The organism is Ancylomarina sp. 16SWW S1-10-2 (assembly GCF_009669305.1).
Taxonomy (GTDB): Bacteria; Bacteroidota; Bacteroidia; order Bacteroidales; family Marinifilaceae; genus Ancylomarina.
In genome coordinates this window covers 66,481-88,992 of record NZ_SADB01000010.1, presented here as the reverse complement: position 1 = coordinate 88,992, position 22,512 = coordinate 66,481, and the positions used below count along the sequence as shown (strand labels likewise).

15 protein-coding genes are annotated in these 22,512 nt (G+C 33.1%); 5 read left to right on the top strand and 10 right to left on the bottom strand.

Features of this window, described 5'->3' with window-relative positions; translation table 11 throughout:
• Positions 1 to 337: 337 nt before the first annotated feature.
• The gene (locus EMN46_RS10040) at positions 338 to 1,357 is read left to right on the top strand and encodes a hypothetical protein (RefSeq protein WP_154200671.1); all 1,020 of its coding nucleotides are present in this window, start codon (positions 338 to 340) and stop codon (positions 1,355 to 1,357) included.
• A 115-nt stretch (positions 1,358 to 1,472) separates the two neighbouring features.
• On the top strand, positions 1,473 to 3,482 hold the full coding sequence (gene uvrB, locus EMN46_RS10035) for an excinuclease ABC subunit UvrB (RefSeq protein ID WP_154200670.1): 2,010 nt from the start codon (positions 1,473 to 1,475) through the stop codon (positions 3,480 to 3,482).
• Positions 3,483 to 3,563: 81 nt separating this feature from the next.
• Here uvrB and EMN46_RS10030 read toward each other — a convergent pair whose 3' ends face one another.
• The gene (locus EMN46_RS10030; RefSeq protein ID WP_154200669.1) at positions 3,564 to 4,424 is read right to left on the bottom strand and encodes an RNA polymerase sigma factor RpoD/SigA; all 861 of its coding nucleotides are present in this window, start codon (positions 4,422 to 4,424) and stop codon (positions 3,564 to 3,566) included.
• Between the two features lie 690 nt (positions 4,425 to 5,114).
• Between EMN46_RS10030 and dapF the strand changes: the two genes are divergently transcribed.
• Positions 5,115 to 5,906, top strand: a complete 792-nt coding sequence (gene dapF / locus EMN46_RS10025; protein ID WP_154200668.1) for a diaminopimelate epimerase — start codon at positions 5,115 to 5,117, stop codon at positions 5,904 to 5,906.
• Positions 5,907 to 5,982: 76 nt separating this feature from the next.
• Here dapF and EMN46_RS10020 read toward each other — a convergent pair whose 3' ends face one another.
• The 4 genes from EMN46_RS10020 to EMN46_RS10005 form a co-directional block, all read right to left on the bottom strand.
• On the bottom strand, positions 5,983 to 6,555 hold the full coding sequence (locus EMN46_RS10020) for a TIGR00730 family Rossman fold protein (protein ID WP_154200667.1): 573 nt from the start codon (positions 6,553 to 6,555) through the stop codon (positions 5,983 to 5,985).
• A gap of 93 nt (positions 6,556 to 6,648) precedes the next feature.
• Positions 6,649 to 8,610 (bottom strand): DNA topoisomerase (ATP-hydrolyzing) subunit B, encoded by a 1,962-nt coding sequence (gene gyrB / locus EMN46_RS10015; RefSeq protein ID WP_154200666.1) that lies wholly within the window; start codon positions 8,608 to 8,610, stop codon positions 6,649 to 6,651.
• A 426-nt stretch (positions 8,611 to 9,036) separates the two neighbouring features.
• Complete coding sequence (locus EMN46_RS10010; RefSeq protein ID WP_154200665.1) at positions 9,037 to 10,746, bottom strand: hypothetical protein; 1,710 nt, start codon at positions 10,744 to 10,746, stop codon at positions 9,037 to 9,039.
• A 43-nt stretch (positions 10,747 to 10,789) separates the two neighbouring features.
• Positions 10,790 to 13,870, bottom strand: a complete 3,081-nt coding sequence (locus EMN46_RS10005) for a tetratricopeptide repeat protein (RefSeq protein ID WP_195715238.1) — start codon at positions 13,868 to 13,870, stop codon at positions 10,790 to 10,792.
• 365 nt (positions 13,871 to 14,235) lie between these two features.
• Here EMN46_RS10005 and EMN46_RS10000 point away from each other — a divergent pair, with 365 nt between their 5' ends.
• Both EMN46_RS10000 and EMN46_RS09995 read left to right on the top strand, forming a co-directional pair.
• A complete protein-coding gene (locus EMN46_RS10000) occupies positions 14,236 to 14,961 on the top strand; it encodes a cell division ATP-binding protein FtsE (RefSeq protein ID WP_154200663.1) in 726 nt (241 codons plus the stop codon).
• Complete coding sequence (locus EMN46_RS09995) at positions 14,954 to 15,619, top strand: rhomboid family intramembrane serine protease (protein ID WP_229130331.1); 666 nt, start codon at positions 14,954 to 14,956, stop codon at positions 15,617 to 15,619. The genes EMN46_RS10000 and EMN46_RS09995 overlap by 8 nt, the downstream gene beginning before the upstream one ends.
• 106 nt (positions 15,620 to 15,725) lie before the next feature.
• Here EMN46_RS09995 and EMN46_RS09990 read toward each other — a convergent pair whose 3' ends face one another.
• From EMN46_RS09990 to EMN46_RS09970, 5 genes are all read right to left on the bottom strand, one after another.
• Positions 15,726 to 16,061, bottom strand: a complete 336-nt coding sequence (locus EMN46_RS09990) for a DUF3024 domain-containing protein (RefSeq protein WP_154200662.1) — start codon at positions 16,059 to 16,061, stop codon at positions 15,726 to 15,728.
• A 39-nt stretch (positions 16,062 to 16,100) separates the two neighbouring features.
• Positions 16,101 to 17,903 (bottom strand): hypothetical protein, encoded by a 1,803-nt coding sequence (locus tag EMN46_RS09985; protein ID WP_154200661.1) that lies wholly within the window; start codon positions 17,901 to 17,903, stop codon positions 16,101 to 16,103.
• Positions 17,904 to 18,064: 161 nt separating this feature from the next.
• Positions 18,065 to 19,141: a hypothetical protein gene (locus tag EMN46_RS09980; RefSeq protein ID WP_154200660.1), complete on the bottom strand. Its 1,077-nt coding sequence runs from the start codon at positions 19,139 to 19,141 to the stop codon at positions 18,065 to 18,067.
• Positions 19,142 to 19,392: 251 nt separating this feature from the next.
• Complete coding sequence (locus EMN46_RS09975; protein WP_154200659.1) at positions 19,393 to 20,181, bottom strand: M48 family metallopeptidase; 789 nt, start codon at positions 20,179 to 20,181, stop codon at positions 19,393 to 19,395.
• A gap of 19 nt (positions 20,182 to 20,200) precedes the next feature.
• Positions 20,201 to 22,315 carry a thioredoxin domain-containing protein gene (locus tag EMN46_RS09970; RefSeq protein WP_154200658.1) on the bottom strand — a complete coding sequence of 705 codons (2,115 nt, stop codon included), beginning with the start codon at positions 22,313 to 22,315 and terminating at the stop codon, positions 20,201 to 20,203.
• Between the last annotated feature and the right edge of the window lie 197 nt (positions 22,316 to 22,512).

Here is a 22,512-nt window from a genome sequence, read left to right as displayed (position 1 = left end):
TTAATTAGAATATTTAATTTACAAAATCGATGGGTTATAACCTATTTATATTTGACGAGTGTTATTCCCTTTCGACACAACAAATATGAGGTAAAAGTTCAATAAAAAGTGTAACGAATGTTACAAAGAGGAAAATTTTCAGATTTTTTTATCTTTTATTCTCTTTATCAGGTAAGAAGTTTCAAATATAATTAAATAGAAGCAATAAATTAGCTTAAAATTCGGGTAAGCATACACATTCTAATTTTACTAACTCGATTTTTTCACTAACTTTGAAAATAGACTAATAATTAAAACGAACCACCAGAAGGTGAAATCAAATTATAATTACGACCTCATGCTTAAAAAAGCTTTACTTCTTCTTGTTGCGACGACTTTATGTTTTTCTGCTTTTTCTAAAGGGAAAAAAGAATTAACCGTTGTATTCTATAATGTAGAAAATCTATTCGATACAATTAATCAACCCGATAAAAGAGATGGTGATTTCACACCACTAGGTAAACTAAACTGGGATACGAAAAGATATAATGATAAAGTTTCAAAACTTAGTTACGTGTTAAGCTCCATAAACAAAGAAGCTTTACCCGCAATTATTGGACTTTGTGAAGTTGAAAACAGAGACGTGATCGAGGATCTTATTGATCATGACAGATTAAAAAAAGGTAAATACAAAATTGTCCATAGTGAGAGTCCTGATAAAAGAGGAATTGATTGCGCTCTTATATATCGAAAAGACGATTTCAAATACCTAAAACACGAAGCAATTAATATTGAATTTCCATGGGATAAAGAATATAAAACTAGAGATATTCTTTATGTACAAGGTTTAGTCGGTAAAAAAGACACTTTAAACATTTTCGTCAATCATTGGCCTTCCCGTCTTGGTGGTCAAGAAAAATCAGAACCAAATCGAATTTATGTTGCCATGCAATTAAGAAAAGCTATTGACAAAATTCAAGCAAAAAATCCATTTGCCAAAATTATCATTATGGGAGATTTTAATGACGAACCAACTGATAACGCAGTCGTTGAAACACTTAATGCTGATAATAATAAAAATACAAGCAACCCAATGGGACTATATAACCTGATGTATGACGTAGAAGCTAATGGCGAAGGGTCATATAATTATAGAGGTGATTGGAATATGCTTGACAATTTAATTGTATCTAATTCACTATTAAGTAAAAACAAAGGCTTTAGAACAGAGCACAATGCAGGAATAATATATCGCAATAAACACATCTGTTATAAAAACAAAGAAGGTATTTACACACCAAGTAGAACTTACGGAGGTCCTAAATACTATGGTGGTTTTAGCGACCATTTTCCTGTTTATTTCAAAATCACAAAATAACTAAGGCTGAGTATTCTCAATTATTTAGTTCGAAAGAACCATTAGAGCATATACATTTCACGTATATGCTCTCTTTTTATTAAATTTGCAGCGACTAAAAAGTAAACATTATCGTATGGACTTTAAAATTGTATCAAAATTTAAACCAACTGGCGACCAACCCGAAGCTATTAAACAACTGACTGAAGGTCTGAATAATGGTAATCCTTTTCAGACGCTTTTAGGTGTTACAGGATCGGGAAAAACCTTTACAATTGCCAATGTAATTAATGAAGTTCAGCGACCAACATTAGTTTTAAGTCATAACAAAACACTTGCAGCCCAATTATACGGTGAGTTTAAAAACTTTTTCCCTGATAATGCTGTTGAATATTTCGTTAGTTATTACGATTATTACCAACCAGAAGCCTATTTACCAACAACGAACACTTATATAGAGAAAGATCTTGCAATTAATGATGAAATAGAAAAATTAAGATTAAGAGCTACCTCTGCACTTCTTTCGGGACGAAAAGATGTCATTATCGTTTCATCCGTTTCCTGTATTTATGGTATTGGTAACCCTGAAGATTTTCATGCCAATGTCTTAGAATTGGTACAAGGTCAACGTATTTCCAGAAATAAACTTCTCCTTTCATTTGTTGATGCTTTATATTCAAGGAATGAGGTCGAATTTGAGAGAGGTAACTTTAGGGTTAAAGGAGATACAATAGATATTTTTCCTGCTTATGCAGACTTTGCCTACCGTATTACCTTTTGGGATGATGAAATTGATGAAATTTACTCCTTCGATCCTCTCAATGGACACAAAATAGAACGCTATGATAGAATTACAATCTACCCAGCTAACCTATTTATTACCAGTAAAGACAAGGTTCAGAATGCCATTAAAATGATTCAAGACGATATGGTTGCCCATGTAGACTACATGAAAAGCATAGGTAAACATCTTGAAGCTAAACGCGTTGAGGACAAAGTGACTTTCGATTTAGAAATGATTAGGGAATTAGGCTATTGCTCTGGTATTGAAAATTATTCTCGATATTTTGATGGTCGGGCTCAAGGCTCACGTCCTTTCTGCTTAATCGACTATTTCCCAGATGATATATTAATGGTTATTGATGAAAGTCACGTTACCCTATCACAGGTGAAAGCGATGTATGGTGGTGACCATTCACGTAAAGTAAACCTTGTGGATTATGGATTCCGCTTACCTTCAGCTCTAGATAACCGACCACTAAAATTTGAGGAATTTGAAGCCTTAAGTTCACAAACAATATATGTAAGTGCAACGCCAACAGATTATGAATTAGAAAAATCAGAAGGTGTCGTTGTGGAACAAATTATTCGACCTACAGGTCTGCTAGATCCACAAATTGATGTTCGTCCAAGCCTGAATCAAATTGATGATTTAGTTGCTGAAATTCACAAACGAAGCGAAATTGACGAACGAGTTTTAGTCACAACTCTAACTAAAAGAATGGCTGAAGAGCTTTCTCAATATTTTGCAGATCTAAATATCCGTTGTCGTTATATTCACTCCGACGTTGACACACTTGATCGTGTAAAAATTATGGAAGATCTCCGCTTAGGTCTCTTTGATGTTTTAATTGGAGTCAACCTTTTACGTGAAGGACTCGATTTACCAGAAGTTTCCCTAGTTGCCATATTGGATGCTGACAAGGAAGGTTTTCTTAGATCGACAAGAGCCTTGGTGCAAACCTCGGGACGTGCTGCCCGTAACATCAATGGTTTAGTTATCATGTATGCTGATAGAATTACTAAATCGATGAAAGAAACCATTGATTCAACCAATTATAGACGAGAAAAACAATTAGCCTATAATTCCAAACACAATATAACACCGACTCAAATAATTAAGGATAAAACCAGTATCATGCAAAATGGTAGTAGTTCGAGTCCTAATGCATACTCTGGTCCAGAAACAGTTGAAATTGCTGCCGATCCTGTAGTACAATACATGAGTAAAGAAGGTCTTGAAAAATCGATAGCTAAAACGAAGAAATCGATGCAAAAATCAGCAAAAGAATTAGATTTCCTACAAGCCGCTCAATTCCGCGATGAAATGTATAAACTTGAGAAACTCTTGAAAGAGAAATCTTAAAAGACGAAACCCTTATATAGCAAAGAGGCCATTGAAAATTAATTCAATAGCCTCAATCTATTTTTTCACAGCTCTAAACGATTAACCTAAGTAAGTCTTAAGTAGTTTAGATCTTGAAGTATGTCTTAAACGTCGAATCGCTTTTTCTTTAATTTGACGAACACGCTCACGTGTTAAACCAAATTTTTCGCCAATCTCTTCAAGAGTCATTTCTTGAATTCCAATACCAAAAAACAGTTTAATAATGTCACTTTCTCTTTCTGTTAAAGTAGCAAGGGCACGATCGATCTCTTTAGTAAGCGATTCGTTCAACAAGCTACGGTCAGCGATTGGTGAGTCATCATTAATCAAAACATCAAGTAAAGAATTATCTTCACCATCAACAAAAGGTGCATCTACTGAAATATGACGTCCCGATACACGAAGCGTATCAGCAACTTTGTCAGCAGGCAATTCCAATTGATCAGCAAGTTCTTCAGGAGATGGTTTTCTCTCGTTCTCTTGCTCAAATTTAGAAAAAGCTTTATTGATTTTATTCAAAGATCCAACTTGGTTCAATGGTAAACGAACAATTCGAGATTGCTCAGCCAATGCTTGCAAAATCGATTGACGAATCCACCATACGGCGTAAGAAATGAATTTAAATCCTCGAGTTTCGTCGAATTTCTCAGCTGCTTTAATCAAACCTAAATTACCCTCGTTAATAAGGTCAGGTAGACTTAAACCTTGATTTTGGTATTGTTTAGCTACAGAAACAACAAAACGTAAATTAGCTCTTGTCAACTTTTCTAAGGCTTTTTGATCACCTTTTTTTATTCGTTGTGCCAATTCAACTTCTTCTTCAACGGTAATAAGATCTTCTTTACCAATCTCTTGTAAATACTTATCAAGAGAAGCACTCTCACGATTGGTAATTGATTTTGTTATCTTTAATTGTCTCATAGTCCCTTTTTCAACCCGAAATATTGTGCAAAATTAGCTCTTTTTAAATTTATAGCCAAAACTGAGCAGTATTATATTCAAGTTATTTATTAATTACAGTTTTACCCCATCACCATTCTGCAAAAAAAAGACAAAATACTAATGCTTTATATTTGAAAACACTCGAAAAAACAGCCTCTCATCTCACTTAAAATCTGATGAATATAACTATATAAAAAACAAGTTTTATAATATTTATAGAGATTCATCTTTCTTTATTGCCACTTAATTCAATGTTCTATCAACTAATTTACACACACATTCCATACTGGAATACATCGAGTACACTTCATTTTCTTTGATATCTTTTGAAATTTTCACCAATAAATTAATATGAACAAACTTAATCATCCGAGCGCGTTCTACTGTATTACGTAAGTTAGCATAAAATGTTTCCTTTTACTAATATATATTTTGTATCCTAGAATCTAAGGAACCTATTATTATCTCTAACCATTAGCTATTATTAGTTTTACTCTGATCAACTTTAACAACTAGATCGACTTAAGAAAATATCAAATATTTTTAACTTTTTCTAATAGTATAAACGTATTTGATTCAGTATTGCTATTTTTGACCTTAATTTAATATTATTAGCTCAATTTTGAACTACAATATTCTCTCAATAATAATTATTAACATATCGTAAAAATGAAAATTTGTTTCTCAAAATACCAAGGCACAGGTAATGACTTTATTCTGATTGACAATAGAGATAAATCATTTCCAGCAGAAAATATTTCTCTAGTAGAAAAGTTATGCGACAGACGATTTGGCATTGGCTGCGATGGACTTATGCTACTTGAAAACGAAGAAGGATTTGATTTTAAAATGCGATATTTTAATTCTGATGGAAAAGAAGGTAGTATGTGTGGTAATGGTGGACGCTGTATTGTTGCTTTCGCCTATAAATTGAATATAATAAAAGATAAAGCTCATTTTATTGCTGTCGATGGGGAACATTTTGCTAATATAAGTTTCGAAGATGAGCAACTCATAGTTAGTCTTCAAATGCAGCATGTTTCTGAAATTGAAAATGGAGAAAATTTCTATTACTTAAACACTGGTTCGCCACATTATACAAAATTTATAGCAAACCACGATAATTTCGACACCTTCACCGAAGGAAAAGCGATTCGATATAACAAACGCTTTAAAGAAGTGGGAACGAATGTTAACTTTATCTCTGGAGACAATAACCATATTCAGGTTAGCACCTATGAACGCGGCGTAGAAGACGAAACCTACTCTTGTGGAACAGGAGTTGTTGCATCAAGTATTTCGGCCAAAATACAATTCAAAACGGAGAGCAATCACTTTTATGTGAAAACGCTAGGTGGCAACTTAGAAGTTTATTTCGATTATAAAAAAGACGATAAATTTGAGAATATCTGGCTAAAAGGACCTGCAACTTTTGTTTTCAATGGTAAACTTGAATTTTAAACTCAATAAAATACACTGTAAAATAGCCTTTAATTCTCAGCGAATTAAAGGCTATTTTTATATTTAGTAAAAAAAATTAATCCCATTTTGTAATCTGATCTTCCCCAGTATAGTTATTTATATAATCTAAAGCATATGCTACAGTATCAACAAAAATATACATTTTTCTAAAAGATTCATTGGCAAATTTTTCTTGATACTGCATATCAAACTGTGCCTTTAATGCCGAATAAAACCCATCAACATCAATAAAGACAATCGCCTTTGAATGGTATCCTAATTGTTTTAAAGTAATTACTTCCATTATTTCCTCAAGCGTTCCAAAACTACCTGGTAAAGCAATAAAAGCATCCGACTTTTCGCGAATAACTTCTTTCCGTTCTTTCATATCTACAGTAACAAGCAACTCATCGGCATAATCAGAAGCAAGTCCTTTCGATTGAATTAACTCAGGAATAACACCTATTACTTTACCTCCTGATTCTTTGGTCGCAAAAGCTGCCGCATGCATTAATCCAACGCTTGTTCCGCCATACACGATGTGATTACCAGAAGTTCCAATTGCTCTTCCCAAATCTTTGGCCACCTCATAATATTTATCGGCTAAATAATCACTTGATGAACAGAAGACACATATATTTTTATTCATAACTATATCTCTTTAAACAAAGAGCCCCTGCGAAAAAATCACAAGGGCCATTATATAAAAACTCAAATTAAGTTCTCTATTACTAAATGCTCATTAAGCATCGATATTGGCATAAGTGGCATTTTGTTCAATAAATTCACGACGAGGTGGAACCTCATCACCCATTAACATAGAGAAAACACGATCTGCTTCCACAGAGTTTTCAATTGTCACTTGGCGTAGTGTTCTCATCTCAGGATTCATTGTTGTTTCCCATAGTTGATCAGCACTCATCTCTCCAAGACCTTTATAACGCTGAATATGCAATGAAGATTCTTTTCCTCCACCCATCTCATCAATAAGTCTTAAACGTTGATCTTCAGTCCAACAATACTGATGATTCTTACCTTTCTTAACTAAATACAAAGGAGGCGTTGCAATATACAAGTAACCTTCTTCAATTACCGATTTCATATAACGGAAGAAGAATGTCATAATTAGTGTTGCAATATGGCTACCATCGACATCGGCATCACACATGATCACAATTTTATGATATCTCAATTTTTCTACATTAGCTGCTTTACTATCCTCATCAGTACCGATAGAAACACCTAAAGCTGTAAAAATATTTTTGATTTCTTCACTTTCGAAGACCTTATGCTGCATCGCTTTTTCCACATTTAAGATCTTACCCTTTAGTGGAAGAATAGCTTGAAATTTTCTATCACGACCTTGCTTAGCAGTACCACCCGCCGAATCACCCTCAACAAGGAATACTTCACAATTAACAGGATCTTTATCAGAACAGTCAGAAAGTTTTCCTGGTAAACCAGAACCACCTAATACCGTTTTACGTTGAACCAATTCTCTTGCCTTACGAGCTGCATGACGAGCTGTTGCGGCCAAAATAACCTTTTGTACTATGGTTTTAGCATCCTTTGGATGTTCTTCCAAGTAATTAGCCAACATGGCACTTACAGCTTTATCAACAGCAAGACTAACTTCTGAGTTACCTAATTTTGTTTTAGTTTGACCCTCGAACTGAGGTTCTGCAACTTTTACTGAAACGACAGCAGTTAAACCTTCACGGAAGTCGTCACCCGAAATATCAAATTTCAGTTTAGATAACATACCCGACTTATCTGCAAAAGATTTAAGTGTTCTAGTTAAACCTCTACGAAAACCAGTTAAGTGAGTTCCACCTTCAATCGTATTGATATTATTTACATACGAGTGTATATTCTCAGAAAATGAAGTGTTGTACTGCAAAGCAATCTCAACAGGAACCTCATTTTTATCAGTTGAAACATTAATGGTATCTTCTATAAGACGTTCACGTGTACCATCTAAATACTGAACAAATTCTTTAAGTCCTTCTTCAGAGTGAAACGATTCACTTCTAAAAGAACCATCCTCTTGAACATCTCTTTTATCAGTAATTGTAAGTGTAATTCCTTTATTAAGGAAAGACAACTCACGTAAACGACCTGCTAAAATATCATACTTATACTCACTTACTATAAATATTGAGTGATCTGGTTTAAACGTAATGTTAGTTCCTGTATGATCCGATTCGCCAATTACTTTTACATCAGCAAGTGGTTTCCCTTTTGAATATTCTTGTAAATAAATTTTTCCATCGCGATGAATCTCTGCTTGCAATAAAATAGATAAAGCATTGACACAAGAAACACCCACACCGTGCAATCCACCAGAAACTTTATATGAATCTTTATCGAATTTACCACCAGCGTGCAAAACAGTCATAACAACCTCTAGTGCTGATTTATTTTCTTTCTCATGAAGTGCAGTTGGGATACCACGTCCATCATCCTTTACTGTAATAGAATTGTCTTCATTAATGAAAACTTCAATATTCTTACAGTAACCACCCATAGCCTCATCGATAGAGTTATCGACAACCTCATAAACCAAGTGATGCAAACCTCTTACATTAACATCACCGATATACATTGAAGGACGCTTACGAACCGCTTCTAAACCTTCTAATACCTGAATACTATTTGCTGAATAGTCGGTATTTCCTTTATTCACATTTTCTAAATCACTCATTTACCAGATCTTTAGTATTATTTTAAAGAAGTCTGAAAAAGAACATTCTTTTTCAAAAAAAAAGAACCTCGTTTACAGATTCTAAACATTCGATGTTTGATCTCAAACTAGATCAGATTACAATAGCGTTAATTATCAAAATTAAAAACAATTAATTTTTCTGTTAATCAACGCATTACATTAATCCGAAATGATTTCTTTTGAGATAAACAAAGATAATAAAAATGATGAATTTGGCTCACTTTATTTCAATAAAAAAACACAGATAAATAGAGTTTTTTATGAAAAATTTATGCGGCATAAAAAAATGGTTCAAGTTTCAATCTCAATAGAGATTTTCAACTCAAACCATTCATAAATGAATCCAAATATTCTGTGTTCAAATCAACTTAAAATAAGAATTGAATTTGAACTTATTTTTACAATTTAGAATACTAATTTCAATCCAAGCATTCCATTAACACCTTGACTTGGATAGCCATACCACAAATAAGATTCAGCATCAAAGATATTATTCACATTTGCATAAACAGATAAAATATCATTCCATTTATATTCTGCTCCCAAACCAAAATCAGCCAACACATCTAAAGTCGCCATATCACCATTTGTCATAACTTTTCTTTCTCCCACAAATAGCAAACGTGCATTAAATAGCCATTGATCATTAAAACGATAATTAGCTTTTGCCTCCATCTCAAAATTTGGCATATTCCAAGCCTCATCTAAGACATCTAACGAATAATGTGTATATTTTGCCAAGGCATAAAGATTAAGCTCTTTATTAACCTGTAAATTCATTTCTCCTGTAAGGCTCAATTTTGATAAGTTATCGTAAACAACACCATATTTGTTAAAATAATTAGTTTGATATGGTAATCCCTCTGGAGAAACAGCTTCATTAGCCATTGAGAAGAAGTATTGATTATCTATACTTGCATATTCTACAGATAACAAAGCGTTCGATTTAGAAGATATTCTCGTTTTTAAACCACCATATACTCTGTAATCGGTACTTGTATTTTCCACATCAAGACCCGAATGTACGAATGGGTTAGAATTTGTTATTGACTGCATCGTATTTAGGTCTAAATTTCCATCTAATCCGGCAAACATATCCAAAACTTGATCAACCAATACAAGATTAAATTTAACATCAGGATAAAGCTTAAATTCAGAATCATTCCCTAAGATACTTTGAGCTTTAACCCCTAGTTTCATATTAAAATTACCTGCGGTTAAATTATACGATGGATTCACAACCCACAGCGTTGAATTCACATCACGATCTTTTGAGTCATCTATGTCAACGCTCCAATACACAAGGTTATTTGATTGGATAAAGTTCAATGAACTTTCTAGAGCCCAAAAACCATCACCAGCTTTTAATTCCGCACTTCCATTGACACCCATATCGATCTCACTCACGTTATATTTATCAGTGAAATATTCCAACTCAACACCAAGTTTATAACTTAAATCCTTAGCATCCCTGTTTAAGGTTTCATAACTCGTCTCAAGTCCCACAAGATTATATCTTTGTTTATCGTAATCAAAAATATTTCTCCCTTGATCATACAAAGAAGATCCATAATAATTAAACGATTTATTTTTAAAGAAAATTCGAGAACTCACCTTTGCGTCTGACAAATAATGATTTCCATAAATCTCTGCTAAAAATTCACTCCAATCAGGATCTACCTTACGCCCATTATCCAATTCTAGTTTTCCATTACTGGAATAGTGTTGTAAATGAAGACCAAAATCCGTTTTCTTAGAGTTCAGGTTATTATATCGATAATCGGCAAATAAAGTTGCGTAATTTCCTGCTGCCAAATCAAAAGAATGTCCATGAGCCTTTTTCAATGGAGCGCTTGTCATTTTAGCCGCTTTAATAGAGCCTGGTTTAAAATCAACATTCAAAGATTTACTTCTTATCGAATAATCAAATTGCTTTTTAAAATTCAACGTATCAACAACATTAGGCATTTCGCCAATACGTTTAGCTTTCTTAATTTTTGGTTTAAAGTTAGTTCTTACGTTGACTTCTTTTTTTAAGTCTCTATCTTCTTGAGCATACCCAAACAAGCACATTACAACAAACACGCCTGTCAGTAAAATTGATTTCGTTTTCATATCTTAGTGTCTCTTCTTTTTTTATTTTGATATTATAATTAACCTAATCTTCAAGCTCGCCAACCATTTCATTCAACATTGATTTGGCATCATTTACAGATAAAGAATCGGCCTTATTGTATTTCTTTTCTTTAAGTTCTTTTTGTTGAATTATCTTTGTTTCTTCTTTATCTAAATCGCTCGCTTTTTTATCCTTATCATCCTGTATTGGTTTCAGCTTTACCATAGCAGCCTCAATAATTCCATCGTCCTTTATCGCATAATTATCGATAACACTTTTCAAGGTATAACGAGCTTGGAACAAATCTTTTTTAGCCACAAAAATATCCGAAAGTAGAATAAAACTTTTCCCTAGCCAATAATGGTGAGGCGAATTCATATCAATAAATTCATTCACAAGCTTCTCAGCTTCAACAATATTATGAGCTCTATAAAACAAGTCTGCTAATAAAAATCGAGATTCAGCACCTTCAACAGATTGAACTTCATTAGCTAATTTTACTAAATCGTTTTTAGCCAATTCATCATTGCCAATAGCTAAGTATGCTTTAGCTCGCTTATACAATATTTCTTTTTTACCCTGCTCACCCGTTTCTGGAGATAGTAATAGATCATGCGACTCTGCTATCAGATCAGAATAATTTTTCAACTCATAATAACATCTAAACAGACCCCAATTAGCTATTAGTTTATTTTCATTAATTGTAGCCTTTTGTTTAAGCAGTTGAAAATAGCCCTTGGCTTTTGAATATTCCTCATTCTTATAGTAAATTTGAGAGACGCCCAATAAAGCTTTTTCTGTAAACAGATTATCTTCTGTTTCTAAAACAATCGTAAAAGCATTTAAGGCTTTAGTATAATTTTCTCGATTAAAAGCCGATTCACCTTGATAATAAGCCGCATTTATTCGAAACATACCATTAGGATAGTCTATAAGATATTCCGCAAAGGCTTTTGTCGATTTTTCATTCTGACCATCCATATATAAGCGCTCTGCCGACAAATAAACTAAAGAATCCTTCTCGGAAGACTTAACAGCATTACCCTTTCCCAATGATTCTGCAAAGGCAAAATAAGTCTGAACATTATTCATATCGATGTAGACATTCTTCAGTCCCATTAAAGCACTTTTCGATTCGCTACTATTGGGATAATCCAAAATAACCAATTTATAATTCCTTATGGATTCTGGATAAGTCTTCCTATTATAATTGAGTTGACCTATTTGTAGTAGCGTTTTAGCCGTATATTCGCTCTGTGGATATTCTAGAATTAAACTGTTATAAATAGACAAAGCTTCGTTCTCATCCCCTTTTTTAATTTTAGCTTTTGCTAATTCAAACAAGGCATCATCTTTATAGTCTGATTTTTTGAATTTCTGGGAGAAATCCTTTAAAAGAGTAATTTTCATATCCACTTGCCCCAACAAACCTTTCGATAAAGCATTTTGATACACAGCATAGTCTGTAGACCAGTTATCAGCAACAATTGCTTTAGAATAATACTCTGAAGCCTTCTCGTAATTTCTTTCTAGAAAATAACAATCACCAATTCTATTCTGAACATCAGTCAAATATTCGGAAGTCTCACCATCCATTAATTGTTCATACTTACGAAACCATTTTATCGCTTTAGAGTAAGAATCCAATTCAAACTCGCAATATCCTAAATTGTAATAGGCATTATTAAAATACTTAGAATTACCAACACCTGGTGTTTGAATAAATTCTTGATAATTCTTAATGGCTACAATAAAATTTTCTGTTCTATAATAAGTTTCAGCCTTCCAATACAAACAATCGGCAGCTATATCTCTGTCGTATATTTTATAAACTAACGACTTATTTAAATATTGAAGAGACTGTTCATAATTTGACTTTTTGAACAATTCTAAAGCATAAAAATAGGCAACACGTTGATATGCTTCTTCTATACGTGGAGATTTTTTAAGAATTTTATCCATCGACACTAAAGCCTGCTCATAACTCTTTGTGCTCATATATACACTTACTAAAAAATCATAAGCCTCATCATTTTCGTCCGAATTAGGATAAAGAGTCAAGTAATCATCGAACGCACTAATTGTTTCGTTCACATCAGCTATAGATAACTCATAACTTATCTTGGCAAAGTTAAATAGCGCACTTTTCTTTAATAATTCATCAGCATCAACTTCAGCAGCCTTTTTAAAAGCCGCCTTTGCTTTTCCTTTATCATTTAATTTCAAAAAGCAGTCAGCTAAATTGTAATTTGATATCTGAAAAATAGCATCACCTTTATCTTTTATTTTAGAAAATAACAGACTCGCATTCTTATAATCTTTTTGCTTATAATATGAGACTGCTAAAGCAAAAATCTCCTCTCTATTCAAATCGGCTTCATAGCTATTTAAATATAAAATAGCATTCGAATAATCTTTTTGATTATAATAAGCTAAACCAATCATTTTAGAAATTTCAGCAACTCTTTCAACACCTTTTTTCTCGAGAAGTTTAGGCGCATAACCAAGCAATTTATCGTATTTCTCTTGCAGAAAATATATTTGAGTAATATAATATGGAATCAATGGTGAATATTTATCATCATCAGCAAGTTTTTCAAAAGCATTTAATGCGGTTTGATAATTTCCAACTTCGTAAGCGATATGCGCATAATAATAATTGGCAGGCAACTGATATTCTCCTTTTTTATCGATAAGATCAAAAAAATATTTTACCGCTTGATCTAGATCTTTGGTCTTAAAATAGGAATAGCCCTTTATAAACAAATACTCATCCTCATTTTCCTGACCAACCTGATAAGCATCTGTTCTATCCAACCATCCTATTGCTTTCTCGTACTTTCCTTGTTTGTACTGTTGTCTTGCTAATTGAAAATACGCCTCATTAACATGTGTATTCCCTGGATACCTATCCAAAAAATGCAACATTTTTTTCTCAGCCTCTGGTCGAGAAAGTTCGATAGCACAATAAGCCAAATAGAATTCTGCCTCTATTTTTCTATCCGAAAATTCTTTTTCGTTTTCCGACACAATCTGGAAACAATATCTAGCACCACCAAAGTCTTTACGTTTAAACAAATCATGTCCTTTTGTCCAATTATCAGAGTACCCTTGTGCGTTCACATTATTTTGAGCCTGTGAACTTTTAAATGGGTAACTTAATACGAATATAAATATGATGGAAAGTATAAATCGAAGGCGCATATTGTCAAATATAATATGAGATTGAAATTAACATTTTAAAAATGTGCTTAAAGATACTAAACTGATAGCAGCTCTAATAAAAAAACATGGTTTTAACGCAAAATATTATCCTCATTAAAAGAACGTCATAAAATAGCATAAATTGCTCAATTATGAATAATTGTTTTGAGATTTAGATAAATTTTAAAGGAAGGAAAGATCATGCGAAATAATTTTTTAGATTTGTAAGATAGAGGCTCTAATGTTGCACTAAAGTCCAATCACAGCATAATAACAAAATAACAATGACTGAAACGCCTATCATAAAACTAAACAATGCTATTATTCGACAATCTGATAATATCATTTTAAAGGATGTAGATCTTGAAATTGAAAAAGGGGAATTCGTCTATCTTATTGGCCGAGTTGGTAGTGGGAAAAGTAGCTTACTAAAAACCTTATATGCTGAACTACCTTTAAAAGATGGATCTGGCAATGTTGCAGGTTATTATCTTCCTCTAATAAAGAACAAACAGGTTCCCTTTTTAAGAAGGAAAATTGGCATCATCTTTCAGGATTTTCAATTACTTACCGATAGAAATGTTGAAAACAATTTACTCTTCGTTCTAAAAGCGACGGGATGGAAAAATTCTAATGATATAAAATCTCGTATATCTGAAGTTTTAGAAAAGGTGAATATGAACAATAAGGGTTATAAAATGCCTCATGAACTTTCTGGAGGAGAACAACAGCGTATTGTAATCGCCAGAGCACTTTTAAATTCTCCTGATATTATTTTAGCCGATGAGCCAACAGGGAATTTAGATCCTGAAACGTCTGATGATCTTGTTAGATTACTTCACGATATCAGCAAAAGTGGCAAAACGATTATAATGGCTACACACCAGCACGATTTATTGGCTAAATTTCCTGCTCGAGTAATTGAATGTAAAGACGGACAAGTTATCGAAATTTCCAAAAACACAGCAGAAACTGTTATAGACTTTACCGAATCAGAATCTATTGATTAACGAAAAACCATACAACAAAAAACTACAAGAGATTAGAACGAAACAATCTCTCATATTCCCTATTGCTTTTGTTTTTATAATGTGGGGCGTAAAACTGTTTGAATGGGGGCTTGACATCAATTTACATCAAGGAGGTGTTTTTCCTTTGCAAATAAAAGGTTTGCTTGGCATTATTACTTCACCATTTATACATAGCGATTTCGAACACCTTATAGCTAACACAATTCCCATATTTGCTTTAAGCTGGGGAATCTTCTATTTCTACAGACAGCTAGCTTTTCAAATTGTTTTGTATTGCTTATTTACCACAAATATCTTGTTGTGGCTTGGTGGTCGCGAAGCATGGCACATTGGAGCTAGTGGCTTGGTTTACGCCTTTGCCTCCTTTTTATTCTTCTCTGGTCTTTTCAGAAACTATTATAAGTTAATAGCTATATCTTTTGTCGTCGCCTTTTTATATGGTGGACTATTTTGGGGTGTATTCCCTGTTGTCAAATATGTATCCTGGGAAGGTCATTTATTTGGAGCTTGTTCAGGCCTAATTTATGCAATTGCTTTTAGAAAAGAAGGACCACAAAAACCTCAAGTCATTTGGGAAGAAGATGATGACGAAATCCCCGAAGAAATTTGGAATCATAAAAATGAAAACGAATCTTAGATTCCAATTAAATACAGACTACAAACAAAGATTATTCTTAAAATGAATAAAAGCAAATACGTCCACAGTTCTCTTTTATTTTTTGAGTCTATTAAATACTCAATTTCTATCCCCAGAAACAAGAATGCTTATCAGACTCAACAATTTCGATAAAAGAATGAATGTTTGAAACCGATGAATTGGGTTCATACAGCTCCCAATTACCATTGGCTCTCATCCAATATATTTTCCATATTTGTTGTGTTTTCACATATTTACAACGAGCAAATGGATATTCTCTTTTTTTTGATTCATCATCCCATTGTGGTCGAATCTCGAAAAGAATAACTTCATTATTTTTAAAGGAATAGCCCAAATCAATCTCATCTCTTATTTCAACGGGAGGTCTCTTGGCTTGAATATAGTCCGCTATCGTTTTTTCATTAACATTAAGAATACGCATACCTTTATAATTATTTTAAAATTTACAATTCTTCTCAATCTAATCCATTATCCCCATCTTCTTCATAAGGAATGAAGCGTTTAATTTTTGACTAATACCATTCTTCAACTTATAATCAAATATTAATTGATCGTTTTCAAGTTCAACCTCAAAACATTTATTGTTGACACACTTAGGGTATTTATTTTCCAATTCGCCAATCAACAAGTCGTGTGTCGCAATCATAACAACAGCATTTAAACTAATCAGTTTTTCTAATAAACCTAAAGAGCCCAACTGTTTATCTTTCGTATTCGTTCCTCTTAATATCTCATCTAAAACGACGAAGGTTTTAGGTTGATTTTCAACATGATCAATAACCTCCTTAATACGTAAAAGTTCTGCATAAAAATACGATTCATTATTTGAGAGCGAGTCTTGAATCTTAATACTCGACATAATTTCACATGGCGTAAATTCAAAATGCTTTGCACATACAGGCGATCCATTCATCGCCAAAATTAAATTCGTTGTTACTGTACGCAAATAAGTACTTTTCCCAGCCATATTAGCACCTGTAACGATATTTACACAGGGCATTCCACCAAAATCAACAGAATTATTTACTCTAACTGAAGTTGACAAAAGAGGATGTCCCATATCTTGAGCTTTAATCTTAAAATCTGATTCTAAAACTTCTGGATAAGACACATAAGATTTGTTATTGAAGGCAAAAACAGCAAAAGACATCAATGGCTCCATATTAGACAAAAAGGAGAACCAATTGGGAATAAACTGCTTATGCTTCTCCTTCCATTTATTTAATTGAAACAGGATTTGAACATCGAATAAAAATAAGGCGTTTAATGGTATTGCAACCAGCCAATTAAATCTCAAATCAAATAGATTTAACAAACGAGAAAATAATTTTAACACTTGACTAGCTTTCATTTCTTGCGAAATAAGCTGCTCTTTAAAATCAGATAAATAAGCCGACTCAAAACGCTCATCCTCTGTTAATTTAACTAAAAATGCATATTTTTTTAAAACTGATGATGATTTCCCTAAATGTGAGTGTGCGCTATTTATTAGTTTTTTATTTGATCCTACAATAAGCATATTCATAAAAATAGGAATCAACAATGAGTTGAGCGTAAAAGGACCAAACACTATAGCAACTAGCCATAAAAAACTAATTACTGGAGAAATAATAGATGCAATTTTAAGAAAGCTTAATTGACTTACTGGTTCATCTAACCAAGCTTGTAAATTCACCAATTCATCGCCATTTTCAGAAATAAGCATAGCTCGTGCTTGAAAATTTTGTACAAAATCATTCTTCTCAGATAACTCCTTAATAGCAGATTGTTTTTTCTTTATAATTTCACCATTCAATTCGGATTGACAAAGAAATTTAGCAAATGTATCCCTACCAAGTTTTGTGAAACAGCGATTTAAATATTGAAAGAGAGAACCTTTCCCAAAAAGATCAAAATCATCTGCCAAGTGAGGATTTAAAATTTTGTATCCGTCTCCAGGATATCGATCATCAAAATCATGCTTTAAACATCTCAACTCCCCTATATTCAAGGCTAATTTATTCTCAAGAATTTTAAGTTTAGCAACGAGAGTCAAATCAAGCTTAACAACAAAAAGAAAAGTTAAAAAACCAACAAGAGAAGAACCTAAAAATATAACAATTGGCTTATGAAAAATAAATAAAGCTAAAAAAGCAATAAACATGACGAATGTTAGCAAACGTGCGACTGACAAATAAGTAATGCGTTTTTTATTTTTATTTATCTGGATATTAAGATTCGTTACATTATTTGAGTAGTAACTAATACAAGATGAGTTGTGCATTTATATAAATTAGAAATAATTGATTCAATTTTTGTTCAAATTTATAAATTTCAATAGTAGATACAACATAAAAAGAGAGAAGAGATATACGAATGATACCTCTTCCCTCTTATATTAATTATTTCTTTTATATCAACCCAATATAAATTGAATTAAGAACTTTAAAATATTAATCTTAATCCGACTACTCCCATATTACCAGCCTCGATAAATACACCCCAATGTCTACAAAAGTCATAGGAAGAACCAAGACACCATATCGTATCAAATGACTCGATATTATTATCTAAATCAACACCAATAGTACCACCAGCATATAAATCAAATCTAGAATCCTCAACAAGCAATGGTAAAATATGGAAATTAGCCCTTAAACCCATGAAAATATCTCTATCTCCCTCGTAACTACCATCTTTCAAAAATGCTTTTCCTTGCATTCCCAATGAAACAAGCTTATTTAAACGATAAGTATAACTCGCCTGAAATCCTAAGCCTGTCCATTTTTCATAGGTTGAAACTCCCACAGACAAAACATGAGTCGGATCTTTATACTTATAACCATCACCAACATTTAAAGAATCCAGAATACGAGTCGAATCTACTTCCGTTTCTTTCTTGGCAGACTCATCATCTAACATTCTATTTTTTTTCTCTTCATAAAACAACCTCATCTTCTCTAAAAGAGCTTTTACATTTGCATCAAGAACATTCACTTTTTCCGTCAACCTGTTGATGTCAGTCTTAAGATTTTCTACAGATTTCGACTGCTCTTCTTTTACCACATACTCATTAAATTGTGTATTGAAATCTGCTTGAGATCCTTTCGGAACAAAAGCTTGATAGGTTTTTCCCATCTGCAATGTTGAAGCATTTGTTTTTATAGAATTCACCTTCTTCTGTCCTATACTAGCTTGTCCCAAACCTCCTGCTTTTTGAGATTCAACAGAATGTGACGTTTCCTTCAAATTCTTTCCATTCGAATTCTTCTCATCTACTCCATTTTGCACTGCAACTCCTATTTTTTGAGATCCAACAAGAGGTGTTTTTTCATTCAAACCAGTTTTATTAACCTTCTTAACAGTATCCATTTGAACATCTGTTTGGGACAAAGAACTTTCTACTGAAGTCTCTTTTGTTGATTCATTACCCGAACATTGTCTAAATAACAGTATAAACACCAGAACGACAATTATACTAAACAATACATACATCGAAGTTTTTAAAATACTTTCTTTCATAATATTTGTGTATAGGCATTAACTCCTTAACGGAGACAATCAATTAAATTTAACCTACGTATATTTGTAAAAACATTATAGGCAGTAGGATTGAGCCATTCAAAATTCTGCAAACAAATTCATTATCAACTCTATTAGTACTACTAAGATAGTGAATATATGATTATTATATAATTTTATTTTGTATCATAAATAAAAAAAGAGATGCTCTAACGAACATCTCTTACTAAGATTAAAAGTAAAATAACTTTCTATTTCTTATAATATTTCATCGCTTCAGGTAAAAAAGCTTGAATATTCTTCACCCTTGTAGCATCAGCTGGGTGGGTTGATAAAAACTCAGGTGGTTTTTGTCCACCACTCTCTCCCATACGTTTCCAGAAATCAACAGCTGCTGCAGGATTATAACCTGCCATAGCCATAAAAACCAAACCCATTTTATCAGCTTCATTTTCGTGCGATCTCGAAAAAGGTAATGTGACGAGAATATTAGATCCAGCACCGAATGCAGTCATCCATACTTGCTGCGTTTCAGCCGGTTTCTCATTTAACAATACACCCAATCCAGTTCCCAATGCCTGAATCCCCAATTGCTGACTCATTCTCTCGTTACCATGTCGAGCAATAGCATGCGCAATTTCATGTCCCATAACAACAGCCAAACCTTCTTCGGTTTGTGTAAATGGGAGAATTCCCGTATAAAAAACAACCTTACCACCTGGCATACACCAAGCATTAGGTGTGTCGTCGTCAACCAAATTAAATTCCCATGCAAAATCAGCCACACGATCAGCCATACCATGCTCCTTCATAAAAATTTCGACAGCATTAGCTATGCGTTTTCCTACTCGCTTAACCATATCAGATTGTTCTTTATTACTAGAAAGCTTACTCTCCTTTAAAAAACTATCATACTGGGTTAAACTTGTTGCTATCATTTGGCTCTCGGGAAACAAGCTCATTTGTTTGCGTCCCGTAATTGGCACTGTAGCACATGCAGTTAGAAATGCAATTAAGCACAAGAATAAAAATTTCTTCATCACTATATTTTTCTTAAATTTATTTGACATCAATACGTTTTATAATTTCATTAATATTTGATGTAGGCAAGAAACAAGCCTTATCCTTACAAAGATAAAAACTTGTTATTTCATTACTAAATCTATTTTTCAATAGAGGTAAATCACTTTCATGTTCACTACCTAAAACTAAGACGTTAGGATAGAAAGAAGTATTAAAATCTCTTTGAAACTTTTTTGCATTCTTACCAGATATAACCAATTCATAGGGTGATTCAATTTGTTTCAACATTAAATTTGCCCATTTTCCATGATAAGATAAGTATTTTAAGGTCTGTTCCTTCATATTTGATAACATCTGCTCAGATATTCCAATATATGCCTGTTTTCCTAGTATATTTCCTAGCAAATAAAGCGATTCTGCCATTGATGCATTTGAAGAAGGAATCACATTATCCATAACCTCCATTTTTCTTGCTACAAGTTCAGCATCTTTTATCGATGTATAAAAAAACATTCCTGATTTATCATCATAAAAGTTTTCAATCACATAAGCAGTCATAGCATCTGCTCTTTGCAACCACGTTTCGTCGAAACTAACTTGATATAAAGCTATAAATGCTTCAATTGTGAAACTATAATCATCGAGAAAAGCATTTATTCTAGAATCCCCATTTTTGAATGTTCGAAACAATTGAACTCCAGACTTACTCATTCGCTCATTAATAAAGTCAGCAATTTGAATGGCCTTTTCTAAATAGGCGTCGTCACCAATGGCTTTATAGGAATCTATATATCCTTTTATTAGAAGAGCATTCCACGAAGTCAAAAACTTATCATCCAAACCTGGACTTATTCTCTCAGCTCTAGCAACAAGAAGCTTATCCTTAGATTCTTTAATTGAGTTATCAAACACCGCTTCAGTCATCTGATATTTTTTCAACAAATCTAATTTATCTTTCTTGATATGAAGAATGTTTCCCTCTTCCCAATTAGCCGATTCTAAAACTTCAAAATATTCTGAAAACATAGATGATTTATCTCCAAGAACATGATCAACCTCTTCCTTTTCCCAAACGTAAAATTTACCTTCTACGCCTTCGCTATCAGCATCAAGAGCTGAATTAAATCCGCCTTCGGTTTGTGCGAGTTCTCGCTCAATAAAACCAATCGTTTCTTGAATCACTCTTTTATAAAGCGGTTTCTTCGTCAATCGGTAAGCCTTGGCATACAAACTCAAGAGCTGTGCATTATCGTACAGCATTTTCTCGAAGTGTGGCACTTTCCAATATTTATCTACCGAATAACGAGAAAAGCCACCTCCTATTTGATCATAAATACCTCCTTCAGCCATCTTATCCAAACTCAGAGTTAGATGATCTAAAACCTCAGCGTCTTTGCTATAAAAATAATAGTTCAACAAAAACTCTAATGAAATTGGGATAGGAAATTTTGGTGCACGATTCTCACCACCGTAATCTTTATCGAAACTTGACTTCCAAGCATTCACAGTTCGATCCAGATCTTTCATAGAATAAGAACTATTATTCACTTTCTCTTCAATCAAACCAGTAGCTCTTACGTCTTCTGAAATTTGCTCAGCCGATTTCAAGACTTTATCCTTTTCTGTAATATAAGTCTTACTAATAGCCTTCAAAACTTGTACCCAATCATTCGAAGGAAAATAGGTGCCACCATAAAAAGGTTGACCATCTGGTAAAGCAAAGCAATTTAGAGGCCAACCACCACGTCCCGTAATCAATTGCACAGCATCCATATAAACCTGATCAATATCAGGACGTTCTTCTCGATCAACCTTCACACAAACAAAGAGTTCATTCATTAGCTTAGCAATCTCTTCATTTTCAAAACTCTCATGCTCCATTACATGGCACCAATGACAAGCGGAATAACCTATTGATATTAAAAGTGGCTTATCTTCAGCTTTGGCTTTTGCTAAAGCCTTATCGCCCCACGGATACCAATTTACGGGATTATGTGCGTGCTGCAACAGATATGGTGATGTTTCATTTATAAGCGAATTCGTATGTTTTTCTTTCATTCCTTTATTTTGAATTTGCGCCCCTGCAGAATTCACAGTTATTACTACTAAAAACGCAATAGCTAGTATCACAAAGGCATATTTAATTTTCATAGATATAAATATACTCTTTATTTTTATTTAATTTAAATAAGAAGAAAATTGGACATTTTGTGAATAAGATAGAGCTAAGCAGAAAAGATTAAAAGATGTACTTCAATAGAACTTATAAAAAAATAGGAATACCTACTAATTAGAAACTCACAGAGCATTACAAATCAAACAGTAGCTTCAGAAAACAAATAACTATT